The organism is Anaerocolumna aminovalerica, assembly GCF_900115365.1.
Lineage (GTDB): Bacteria > Bacillota > Clostridia > Lachnospirales > Lachnospiraceae > Anaerocolumna > Anaerocolumna aminovalerica.
In genome coordinates, this window is the sequence record NZ_FOWD01000002.1 from 37,357 (window position 1) to 50,009 (window position 12,653).

Below are 12,653 nucleotides of genomic sequence, written 5' to 3' on the forward strand. Positions count from 1 at the left end.
ACATAAAAATCAAACCAGATTCCCAACTAAAAATTAAACTTTCATACCGGGAATTCTAGTTGTATCTAATTGAAGGAGGAGAATAAATGTTTATTATTGATGAAAAAGATAGGGAATACCGCTTTGGTGATAGCGGACCAAAATATTTGATGAAAGGGCCACGTTCGAATTTTGCAGTTGTGCAATTTCAGGCCGGTCAGGATTTTAAAGCACATTACCACAATGTAATGGAAGAAAACTTTTTTATATTAGAGGGAGAAGTTGATATCTTTGTGGATGGTGTAAAGCATACGGTGAAAAAAGGGCAGTTAATACATATTGAGCCTAATGAGGTTCATTATGTAGTTAATAACTCCAATTCTGTTGTCAAAATGATATCTACTCTTGCACCTTATATGGATGCAGATAAAGTAGAAATTGATTAGACCTTCATAAAAAACCTTTTAAAGGGGCGGCTGCATATAAATTATTCCTGTCACAGATAATAATTTAATATGCAGCCGTCCCTTTTACACCTGTTGAAATATGTACCAAAATTGGTACTAATTTTTTTCCTTAATAGTTCCGTCTTTATACGCTTTTAATAATTCTTCTAGGCTTTCAATCTTTTCTGCAATCCTTTTCCCCACATCAGTTTTTGCCACTGTAACCCGCTCTTTCATTATCTCTACAGACATAATCTTAGGGGTATTGTCTCTGATGATCCCGTTCTGATCATTTTGAAAAGGTTTATGTTCCGCCAAACTTAACTGCTTGGAATTATATATTAAAGTATATCCGGCAATTCCTGTTTTTGGCTGATAAGCTTTGGATATTCCACCATCAATAAAGAATAATTTTCCGTTTGCCTTTACAGGCTTTTCACCTTTTATAATTTTAACAGGTACATGGCCGTTAATAATATGCCCTGATTTTGAATCAAGTCCGAATTCTTCCAATATCATATTACAGACATCTTCATCTAAACTCACTCTGTAATAGGGATCCAAGTTTTCTTCCGAAGGTTCTTTTTCAAGAATGAAATAATTCTCAAAAGCCGCCATTTTACTTTTCCCAAACAAAGGAGACTTTGGACCGCACCACAGATACCACATAAAGTCAGTTGCCTCTTTCTTATCCGGTGAATTCAGAGGAAGATTATAAGCATTGTAAGCTAATTGGGTTATATAATCTAAATATTCTTTTCCTTTATAGAATTTCTCACCGATTTTAACCCGCGCAAATGTTCCGTTGTTTTCCATAGGTATACATCCGTGATATAACAGGTTATTATTAATGCACTTATAAACCCCTCCATTAGAATAAAGGAATTTTACATGTTTTTCCAATAATCTGCTGCGGGAAAAAGAGGCTGCAAGGGTACGGATCAAAACTTCTTCTTCATCCGTTAACTTCAACGGCGCTTCAGGAGATATGGTAGGAAAATTTTTATCTACCAACTCATAGGTGCTGCCATTTAACTCAATGGTTCCGTTTTCATAATTAATTTTTTCCAATACATTTCTTTCATCCATTCCGTATTCCGGATGCTCTTTTATTAACTGACCCTCTAATTTAAACTGAATAACCGTAATGGCTTTATGCATTTTCGCCGCCAGTTGTACATCAACATAATCATATTTATTTTCGTCCAGAATATGAGGTAAAAATCTTTCACAAGGATCCTCTTTATAAGTCTCCAGCGCGAAAATAGAAAGCGCTCTTAAATTAATACCATAACCGTCTTCCAATAAATCAAAGGTATTGTAACTGACTCCCATTCGAATTACGTTAGCTATGCAGGCTAAATTTCCCGATGCTGCTCCCATCCAGGATATATCATGATTTCCCCATTCAATATCCACATCATGAAAGTTAATTAATTCATTCATAATAATGTCAGGCCGGGGACCTCTGTCGTATACATCACCAATAATATGCAGGTTGTCAATACTAAGATGCTGTATCAGAACACAGATTTTACATATGAATTTTTCAGCCATTCCTGCATCAATAATGGAATGTATAATTTTACTGTAATAGCTTTTCTTATTTATATCCAGATGATCGCCATGCAATAATTCATCAATGATATAGGCAAAATCAGCCGGCATCTTTTTTCTTACTTTTGATCTGGTATATTTTCTTGATACTTCTTTACAGACTTGCACCAAACGGTACATAGTCACTTTACACCAGTCTTCAAAATTATCCGTTTGACACTTGATATTCTCAATCTCTTCTTCCGGATAGTAAATTAATGTAGCTAATTGACTGCATTCTTCATCAGATATGGAATTCTCAAATATATTATCAATCTTTGCTCTTATCATACCGGATGCACTTTTAAGCAAATGTAAAAAAGGTTCGTATTCTCCGTGAAGGTCACTAAAGAAATATTCTGTCCCCTTTGGCAAGCACTGAATTGCCTTTAGGTTGATGATCTCACTGGCTGCAGAGCCAATGGTGGGATACTCAACGGACAGTAACTCCAGATATTTTTGATCAAACATACAAATACTCCCATCTTTACGCCTTGCGTATTTTAATATTTTAGGTTTCTTATTTTACTTCGTCAGCTTTTATGTAAGTTATCTACAATTTTTATTCTTACTACCCCAAAAGGAAGTTTTCATTAATGGAAACAATCTCTCCCTGCTTCTTATATATGCTTTTTTCAGGAACATAGCCTCTTACCATGGATAAAGGATATACATGTGCGCACTTTCCTACCACGGTGCCCGGATTCAACACACTATTACAGCCTACTTCTACATTGTCTCCAAGCATAGCTCCCATTTTTTTTAATCCGGTTTTTATCTTTTCACCCTTATAATTTATAGTCACTAATGTTTTGTCTGATTTAACATTAGATGTAATGGCGCCTGCCCCCATATGTGCTTTGTATCCTAAGATGGAATCTCCAACATAATTATAATGTGGTACCTGTACTTTATTAAATAGAATTACATTCTTTAGTTCTGTAGAGTTACCTACAACCGCTCCTTCGCCGATAATGGCATTGCCCCGTATAAATGCACAATGACGTATCTCAGCATCTTTTCCAATAATGGCAGGTCCGTTAATATAAGCAGTTGGCGCCACTTTAGCTGTTTTTGCAATCCATATATTCTCCCCTGCTTTATCATATTCTTCCTCCGAAAGCTGATTGCCAAGAGATATTATGAACTCTCCGATCTTTGATAAAACCTCCCAGGGATATGTAACTCCATTAAATATTTCTTTTGCTATTGTTTGGGTGGTATCATACATATTACTAATTTGCATATCATTATACATATTTTTTACCTTCCTGCATTTTTATATTTATATAATATTCGCAAACCTTTAAACTGTCAACAAAATATCAGGTGGTGTCTGGCACCACCTGATATATGTGAAATTTAATAATAAATCAGCTCTCAGATTTTACATCAGAAAACAGTATCTCAATACTTAATTTTCATAACCAAAATTACAAAGCAGGCTTAGATGTATCAGGAAATTCAATCGACCAGTTTATTTATAGTTTTTCGCTGTTTCATTAAAATATTGCAATAATATACTCTGATTATTTAATCCTTTCACTCCATTAGTCATTCGACTTACGAAACCTTCCAGCTTCTCCATGTATTCTTCATTGGTAATGCTGCCTTCCGCAACATAAGTCAGTCCCTTTTCCCAGCTTGCTGTTAATTCCGCATTCAATAAGGACTTGATAGAGCAGTTCACCACATCATAGATCATTTCTCCTAACTGGGTGGGGGTAACTATCTGGGTTTTCTTATTCAGATTCAAATAATCAATTTTCATTAATTTATTCAGAATCTCCGCACGTGTTGCACTGGTACCAATGCCGCTTCCCTTAATTTGTGCACGTAATTCCTCATCTTCTATAAGCTGGCCCGCATTCTCCATGGCCAGTATTAAAGAACCGGAATTATAGCGTTTTGGCGGGGCTGTTTCCCCTTCCTTTATAGTCATAGCTTTCAGGGATAAGAGCATACCTTTTTTCAGTCCCTTAATAACTTCAAAGAAACCTGTATCAAAACTTTCTTCCTCTTCTTCTCCCTGATTGTCTTTATTTTCTGTATTCTCCTTAGAAGTCTTTTGATTCGCATCACTGGAATTATTCTTTTTAAAGGAATGGTTTATCACTTTCAAATACCCTTCATCCACCAATACTTTAAAGGAGGAGAAAAAACATTCACTTTTTATTTTAGTAGTCAAACTGATCTTTTGATAAACTGCCGGAGGATAGAATATGCTTAAAAATCTGCGAACGATAGTTTCATAGACTTTCCCACTGGTTGCTGATAACGTGTTTAAATTATTAAATCCCTGTCCTGTAGGTATAATGGCATAATGATCGGTTATTTGCTTATCGTTTACATATCTGGTCTTGGCAATATTTTTATAAGTGCCTTTCTCAAGAATCTCAGCAGCATATTCCTTTCCATGAATGTATCCCCGCAATCCTCCGATATTTTTATGTATTTCTTTACTTACTGCGGTAGATAATACCCTGGCATCTGTTCTTGGGTAAGTAACCAGCTTCTTCTCATAAAGCTCCTGTGTAATTTTTAAGGTTTCATCGGGGCTGATTTTAAATAATTTGGAACATTCATTTTGAAGTTCGGCAAGATTATAAAGCAAAGGAGGATTCTTATTCTCCTTTTTCTTTTCTATACTGACAATTTCTGCTTGAAGCTGTTCTTCTTCTGAAATTGTGTCTGTTAAACTTGTTTTCCCGTTTTCATTTTGTTCTATTAGATTTGGTTCTCTATTAATCAGCTGCCTGATTAACTCTTCTGCATCTTTACGCTCTTTGAACCCATTCTCCTTATATAATAAGGGGGAGTTAAAGTATTTAGAACCTTCTATTGCTCTGAATTCACCATCAAAAGTTCTGCCGGAAGCATCCAAAGTACTTAAAACCCTATAAAAGGGAGTTTTAACAAATGCCCGTATTTCCCGCTCTCTTCTAACTACCATTCCCAGAACACAAGTCATAACACGGCCTACTGAAATAGCAGAACGTTTACCGTTTCCTAAATAATTATTAATGTTATAACCGTATTTTAAAGTCAGTATCCGGGAAAAATTAATTCCCATCAGATAATCTTCTTTTGCCCGTAAATAAGCAGCATCCGATAAATTATCATAAGCATTTAAAGGCTTTGCTTCCCTGATTCCTCTTAAAATCTCTTCTTCTGTCTGAGAGTCAATCCATACACGCCTTTTATCTTTATCTGCAGGTACTCCTGCCATCTGATCCACCAATCGGTAGATATATTCTCCTTCTCTTCCTGAGTCAGTACACACATATATACGATCCACATCAGGTCGGTTTAATAAGGCTTTCACTATATTAAATTGTTTGCTTACATTGGGAATCACTTCGTAGCGAAAGGTTTTTGGCAGAAAAGGCAGGGTTTCTACCGTCCACTTTTTTAAAGCAGGGTCATAACTTTCCGGATAGCTCATAGTTACAAGATGACCTACACACCAGGTTACAATTGATGTATCCGATTCCATATATCCATCCTGTTTCTTAAAATTATCCTTAAGTGCCTTGGCAAATTCCTGTGCTACACTGGGTTTTTCCGAGATGTATAAACTTTTAGACATGTATCTTATCCAACTTTCTCTTAACTTTCATTTTAACCTGGATTCTGGTGCTTTAGCACTTTGGATAAAGTAATTTGTGCGAACCAGCACAAATTACCGGTTAAAAAACATTGCTTTTTCATCCAAATTTCCATCTGAGGGCTTTAGCACACATAAAGCCAGGATATTAAAAATCGCTTTTTATTTTTTCACCTAATTCTCTAATAATTTACTCCTTATATCATAGCATAACTCTTTCGTTTTTAAAAGTGCTCCATTTATTAAAATAGAGTAATAAATCTTTCTGAACAATAGGGATTTAAGAAAGTGATACATGACTAATAGTATATTTTACTGTACTTTTTTCGCTATATTGTATATAATTATTGTAAATATAATACGATAAGGAGTTCAGTATGAGTGAATTCGAATTATTTAGCGACTCATCTTGCGATGCACCCCAAGAATTAATTAAAGAACAAAACATTACATTAGTCCCTTTTTATGTCACATTTGATCAGGAAAATTATTTTAAAGAAAATACAGAAATAAGTAATGAAAAATTTTACAATATATTAACCTCTCAGAATGTGTTTCCAAAAACTTCATTGCCTTCCGTTCAAGATTATATAAATCATTTTGAACCGGCCATTCAAAGAGGTCATGATGTGCTGTGTCTATGCCTGACACAAAAATTCAGCGGATCTTATCAATCTGCTGTAAATGCAAAATCAATTTTAGAAGAAAAATATCCGGAAGCTAAAATCCATATATTAGACTCCATTCAGGCAACTGCCGGTCAAGGCATTGTATTGCTTCAATTAGCTTATATGAGAAATGCCGGTTACTCTATTGAGGATACCGTAAAGCGTTTTCATGAAATAAAAGACACTTCAAGAATCATGTTTACCGTTGATACCTTAGAATATCTGGCCAAAGGCGGGCGGATAGGCAAAGTAGCCTCTCTAGCCGGGACCCTGTTAAATATAAAACCAATGATTCAGTTACATGACGGCGAATTAATTCCCTACTCCAATATAAGAGGACGCAAGAAAGCACTTCAAAAAATATTGTTCATGACAGAAGAGTATTTTAAAGAGACTGGCGAAAAGTATGAGGATTATGATTTTTGTCTTGCTAATGCCACAACAGAAGAAGATACCCTTTATGTACAAGGACTACTAGAAGAATTAATCGGCCGTAAAGTTACCTACCCTATCTTTCAAATTGGTGTAACCATTGGAACAAATACCGGACCTGGCGCTGTAGGAGTATGTTTTGTTAAAAAATATAATGCCTAAAAAATAGTAGGAGGAGTGTTCATGTTACCGAAGAAACAAAACTATGAGAACTTAGCTGACAGTCTTATAGAAAAATTCAATCTGCGTGGTATAGAAGGTTACTATTGTGAAAACAAAGAAGAAGCACTAATGATGGCGAAACGGTTCTTAACACCAGGCTGTTCCGTTTCCTGGGGCGGCTCCGAAACCTTAATAGAAATAGGGCTTATACAAGAGTTTGAAGCTTCCGATTACATACTATATGACAGATCTTCTGCAAAAACACAGGAAGAAAGAGATGCTATGTATGGCAAAATAGTAACTTGTGATTACTTCTTTATGAGCTCCAATGCCATTACTTTGGATGGTCAGCTGATTAATATTGATGGCAGCGGCAATCGGGTCGCCTGTCTTATTGCAGGTCCTCAGAATGTAATTATAGTTGCCGGTATGAATAAAATAGTAACCGATGTAAACACTGGTATTGAACGTGTTAGAAATATGGCAACACCGCCAAATGCTGTGCGTTTGAATAAACATACGCCATGTGCGGAACTGGGCAGATGTTCCAATTGCCTGACAGAAGACTGCCTTTGTTGCCAGATTGTAATAACCAGAAAATCCAGAATTCCGGGAAGAATCAAGGTAATACTGGTTGGTGAAGAACTTGGATATTAATAAATTTGTGCAAGGAGGATTCTTATGTGTAAGGGAAAAAACAACGCTCTTGTAGAGCAATCAGGTTCATCTCTTAATATTGATGTAACCAAAATTGTAAAATATGTTTGCATTGCAGGTGTGCTGATTGTAAGCATCGTATTTGGAACCATGTGTTATTTAAAAATTATGAACAAAGATAGAGAACTGGACTAAATAATACTTATCTTTTAAAGAGACTGGACCTTCTAAAGTATGGAAAATCTGTATTAATACATGCTTTTGAAGGTCTTTTCATTTATTTCAAAGAAGGGAATCGTAAATGGACGTTTCTGAAAATAGCATGAAGGTTATGATGAATTATTCGCAAGGGATTACCAATCCATTATGGAATTGACCAATGGGTTCTTCTACAAAGATGGTATAGGATATAACGTAGACTTTTTAACAAAAGAAGCTACGGGATTTCCCTTTGAATTTTACATTGTTGTTACCGAATAATACAGGAAAAACAGCTTTACACAAAATTAAGTTGTTGCATAACCTAAGTTATGCAACAACTCAGTATAAACGATAGTACAAAGTATCTCTATTAATACAATGGATATTTATCCGTTAATGTCTTAACCAATTCCATTGCTTTCGTTTTATTTGACTCAACATCTTCAATTAACAGGGCAATTGCTTCTGCAATTACATCCATATCCGCTGTATTCATTCCTCTTGTAGTAACAGCAGGTGTTCCAAGTCTGATACCGCTTGTTACATTTGGAGATGCCGGATCATTTGGAATAGTATTTTTATTACATGTAATATTGGCAGCTTCCAATAGTTTTTCTGCATCTTTTCCGGTAACATCTTTATTTGTAAGATCTACTAACATAAGATGATTATCTGTACCACCGGATACAATTTTAAATCCTCTATCCATTAAACCTTTGCACAATGCCTGTGCATTATCAATAATTCTTCCTGCATAATCTTTAAAGCCTGGATCCAATGCTTCTTTAAAACAAACTGCTTTTGCAGCAATTACATGCATTAATGGGCCCCCTTGAATTCCTGGGAAGATGGATTTATTCAGCTTATGTTCCGTGGCAAATTCTTCACTGGACAGGATCATACCGCCTCTTGGTCCTCTTAATGTTTTATGAGTTGTAGTGGTTACCACATGAGCGTATGGTATGGGACTTTCATGATAGCCTGCTGCAACCAAACCTGCAATGTGTGCCATATCAACCATTAGAAAGGCACCAACTTCATCAGCTACTTCTCTGAATTTCTTAAAATCAATTTTTCTTCCATAAGCACTGGCACCGGCAATGATCATCTTTGGTTTACATTCATGGGCAATTCTTCTTAGTTCATCATAATCAATAAAGCCTTCATCATTCACACCATAAGGAACGATATTATAATAAGTACCTGACATATTCACCGGACTGCCGTGTGTTAAATGTCCCCCATGTGCTAAATTCATACCCAGTACTGTTTCACCTGGTTTTACTAATGCAAAATATACCGCCATATTAGCCTGGGCGCCAGAATGGGGCTGCACATTTGCATAAGTACATCCAAATAATTTCTTGGCACGTTGGATAGCTAAATTTTCAGCAATATCAACATATTCACATCCGCCGTAATATCTCTTTCCCGGATATCCCTCTGCATATTTATTCGTTAAGGGGCTTCCCATAGCTGCCATAACTGCCTTACTTACAAAGTTCTCAGATGCAATTAATTCGATATGGTCATTTTGTCTTCCTATTTCCTTTTTCATAGCTTCCCCAAGCTCTGGATCAAAAGTTTTAATATCTTCAAACGAATACATCTTTCTACCTCCACTGACTTTTTGTTGTATTATAGCATATAAAAGTGAATATTAAAAGTTATATTTCCACAGTATGCTTAATAAGAATTCCTTATATATAAATATGCACTATACATAATATATAAACCAAATTTTAACTTCCAAAATTTGTTTCATTAATATGAATAGAAATAATACATTATTGTATTATTTATTGGTATTTTTATTTTATCTTTTAACATAATATCAATATGTTTAAAAAAATAACTCTTTACAAGGGCCATTTTATCTGCTATATTTTTATCTGTACCAATTGTTAAATTTTTAACAAGCAAATTAGGAGGTTACCAATATGACAAAAAATACACAGCCTACACCCCAGGAACATGTTGACAATTTAGTAAATAATGCTCTTACAGCATTAGATGAACTTTTATTATTAGATCAGGAACAAATCGACAATATTGTCCATGAAATGGCTCTTGCCGGACTGGCAAAGCAACAGGAACTTGCAAAAATGGCAATAGAAGAAACTAAGAGAGGTATTTACGAGGATAAAATAACTAAGAATATATTTGCTACTGAATATGTATGGCATTCCATTAAACATCAGAAAACAGTGGGAATAATTGAGGATGTTGAAGAAGAAGATTATATGACCGTTGCTGAGCCGGTTGGTGTGGTAGCTGGTGTAACACCGGTAACAAACCCTACTTCCACAACTATGTTCAAATGCCTCACCAGTTTAAAAGGCAGAAATCCTATTATCTTTGGTTTTCATCCAGGAGCTCAAAAGTGTTCCACAGCCGCCGCAAAAACCTTGTTAGATGCTGCTGTAAAAGCAGGTGCACCAAAGAATTGTATACAATGGGTGGAATATCCATCCTTAGAAGCTACTCAGGCATTAATGCTGCACCCTAAGGTTTCCATGATATTAGCTACCGGTGGAGCCGGCATGGTGAAACAAGCTTATTCAGCCGGAAAGCCTGCCCTTGGCGTAGGTCCTGGTAACGTACCATGTTTTATCGAAAAAACTGCCAATTTAAAACGTGCCGTAACTGATCTGGTTTTATCAAAATCCTTTGATAATGGTATGATATGTGCTTCTGAACAGGCAGTTATTATAGAAGCCTCTGTTTATACAGAAGTGGTAGGTTTAATGAAGAAAGCGGGATGTTACTTTGCTACCAAGGATGAAATCAAACTTTTGGAACCGGTAGTCATTAACCCTGAAACCGGTAATGTTAACCCTGCAATTGTAGGTAAGTCTCCAGCTACTATTGCTGCTATGGCAGGTATACAGATTCCTGCAGAAACTAAAGTATTATGTACCGAGTTAGAGGGGGTTGGCCCTGACCATCCACTGTCTAAGGAAAAATTATCACCGGTTCTTGCTGTCTTAAAGGCAGAGAATGTTGAGAAAGGTTTCCAATATTGTGAGAAAATGATTGATCTTGGAGGACTTGGCCATTCCTCAGTTATTCATTCTAATAATAATGATGTCATCAACGAATTCTCCTCAAGAATGAAAACAGGGCGTATCATCGTAAATTCTCCTTCTACCCATGGTGCAATCGGTGATCTGTATAACACTAATGTTCCTTCTCTTACTCTGGGCTGCGGTACCTATGGCGGTAACTCAACTACTCATAATGTATCAGCCAGAGATTTAGTAAATTACAAACGGGTAGCTAAGAGGAGGGTTAATATGCAATGGTTTAAGATTCCATGTAAAATATATTTTGAATCTGGTTCCATCTCCTACTTATCTAAGATGCCAGAAATATCAAAAGCATTTATTGTTACTGATCCATCCATGACAGAATTAGGTTATGTTAACAAGATACTGTATCAGTTAAGAAAACGCGCCGATTATGTACATTGTGAAATATTTGACCAGGTTGAACCGGATCCTAGCTTGGAAACCATCTTAAAAGGTGTGGATTCCATGAGAAAATTTAATCCTGATGTCATCATTGCCCTGGGTGGTGGTTCTGCAATTGATGCAGCAAAGGGTATGTGGCTGTTTTATGAACATCCGGAAGCAGATTTTGAAAATATGTCTCTTAAATTCCTAGACATACGTAAAAGGGCATATAAATTCCCTTCCCTTGGTAATAAAACTAAATTTGTAGCAATCCCTACCACATCCGGTACAGGATCTGAGGTAACCTCTTTTGCAGTTATCTCCGATAAAAAAGAAAATAAAAAATATCCTTTGGCAGATTATGAATTAACTCCGGATGTAGCAATTATTGACCCTGATTTTGTTATGACGGTTCCAAAGAAGTCCACTGCCTGGACCGGTATGGATGTACTGACTCATGCTATAGAAGCATATGTATCCGTACTTGCTTCCGATTATACAGATGCACTTGCTATTCATGCAATTGATATGGTCTTCCAGTACCTAAAAGCTTCCTACGATCAAGGTGCAGCCAACCCTATTGCAAGGGAAAAGATGCATAATGCTTCTACCATGGCAGGTATGGCTTTTACAAACGCTTTTCTTGGAATAAACCATTCACTTGCCCACAAATTAGGTGGAGAATACCATATTCCTCATGGATGTGCTAATGCTATCCTGCTTCCTCATGTAATTCGCTATAACGGTGAAGGATGCCCGACCAAATTTAATTCCTTCCCCAAATATGAAAGTTATATCGTAGGTGATAAAATATTTGTATTAATGAAGAAGCTTGGATTCGCTCCAAAGGATAATGACGATGCCGTAGAAATGTTGGCCGGGAAAGTAGAGGAGTTGAATAAATACCTTGGAATTCCTGCAACTTTAAAAGAGTATGGTTTGGATGAAAGCGACTTCCTAAAGAAATTACCGGCTCTTGCTGATCTTGCTTTTGGTGATCAATGTACCACTGCCAATCCAAGACTTCCTTTGGTATCTGAACTGGAAGAACTTTATCGAGTTGCTTACTACGGTAAAGGTAAAATTCCAAAAAAATCAGAAGCTAAATAGAAATTTATCGCAGTAACGTACGCTTTACCCTGAAGTTGTGTGAAGAACTCAGATAGTGCTAAATGGGTCTTCGAATGACAATTTATACTATGAAGGATAACGTGATGTATATGATTGATTTTGCTACCTTACCCTGTCGGCCGGATTACGCAAAATCAATCACATACATCACGTTATCCTAATTTATTTTGTTGAGGTCATTACGAAAACCCATTTAACCTATCTGAGTTCTCAATTTACACAGTGAGGCAAAGCTGTTTATGGAATAGTTTTCTTTTATTCCTTCATCTCGTACTATTAGTTTTAACACCTTCAAAAATTTTATTTCTTTCTACTTAAG

9 protein-coding genes are annotated in these 12,653 nt (G+C 36.1%); 5 read left to right on the forward strand and 4 right to left on the reverse strand.

Annotation, left to right across the window (positions count from 1 at the left end):
* Positions 1 to 86 precede the first annotated feature (86 nt).
* The gene (locus BM183_RS01320) at positions 87 to 425 is read left to right on the forward strand and encodes a cupin domain-containing protein (protein ID WP_091683838.1); all 339 of its coding nucleotides are present in this window, start codon (positions 87 to 89) and stop codon (positions 423 to 425) included.
* A 117-nt stretch (positions 426 to 542) separates the two neighbouring features.
* Here BM183_RS01320 and BM183_RS01325 read toward each other — a convergent pair whose 3' ends face one another.
* The 3 genes from BM183_RS01325 to BM183_RS01335 form a co-directional block, all read right to left on the reverse strand.
* Complete coding sequence (locus tag BM183_RS01325) at positions 543 to 2,492, reverse strand: fructose-1,6-bisphosphatase (protein ID WP_091683841.1); 1,950 nt, start codon at positions 2,490 to 2,492, stop codon at positions 543 to 545.
* A 100-nt stretch (positions 2,493 to 2,592) separates the two neighbouring features.
* Positions 2,593 to 3,279 (reverse strand): acyltransferase, encoded by a 687-nt coding sequence (locus BM183_RS01330; protein WP_091683843.1) that lies wholly within the window; start codon positions 3,277 to 3,279, stop codon positions 2,593 to 2,595.
* Between the two features lie 219 nt (positions 3,280 to 3,498).
* Positions 3,499 to 5,610 (reverse strand): DNA topoisomerase, encoded by a 2,112-nt coding sequence (locus BM183_RS01335; protein WP_091683845.1) that lies wholly within the window; start codon positions 5,608 to 5,610, stop codon positions 3,499 to 3,501.
* A gap of 395 nt (positions 5,611 to 6,005) precedes the next feature.
* Between BM183_RS01335 and BM183_RS01340 the strand changes: the two genes are divergently transcribed.
* From BM183_RS01340 to BM183_RS20645, 3 genes are read left to right on the forward strand one after another with little or no spacing between them, the layout of a single operon-like run.
* Complete coding sequence (locus tag BM183_RS01340) at positions 6,006 to 6,890, forward strand: DegV family protein (protein ID WP_091683847.1); 885 nt, start codon at positions 6,006 to 6,008, stop codon at positions 6,888 to 6,890.
* A gap of 21 nt (positions 6,891 to 6,911) precedes the next feature.
* Positions 6,912 to 7,547 carry a lactate utilization protein gene (locus tag BM183_RS01345; RefSeq protein WP_091683849.1) on the forward strand — a complete coding sequence of 212 codons (636 nt, stop codon included), beginning with the start codon at positions 6,912 to 6,914 and terminating at the stop codon, positions 7,545 to 7,547.
* 24 nt (positions 7,548 to 7,571) lie between these two features.
* A complete protein-coding gene (locus BM183_RS20645; protein WP_170847853.1) occupies positions 7,572 to 7,742 on the forward strand; it encodes a hypothetical protein in 171 nt (56 codons plus the stop codon).
* Between the two features lie 376 nt (positions 7,743 to 8,118).
* Here BM183_RS20645 and glyA read toward each other — a convergent pair whose 3' ends face one another.
* Positions 8,119 to 9,357: a serine hydroxymethyltransferase gene (gene glyA, locus BM183_RS01350; protein ID WP_091683851.1), complete on the reverse strand. Its 1,239-nt coding sequence runs from the start codon at positions 9,355 to 9,357 to the stop codon at positions 8,119 to 8,121.
* Positions 9,358 to 9,688: 331 nt separating this feature from the next.
* Between glyA and adhE the strand changes: the two genes are divergently transcribed.
* On the forward strand, positions 9,689 to 12,313 hold the full coding sequence (adhE, locus tag BM183_RS01355) for a bifunctional acetaldehyde-CoA/alcohol dehydrogenase (RefSeq protein WP_091683853.1): 2,625 nt from the start codon (positions 9,689 to 9,691) through the stop codon (positions 12,311 to 12,313).
* Positions 12,314 to 12,653: the final 340 nt, after the last annotated feature.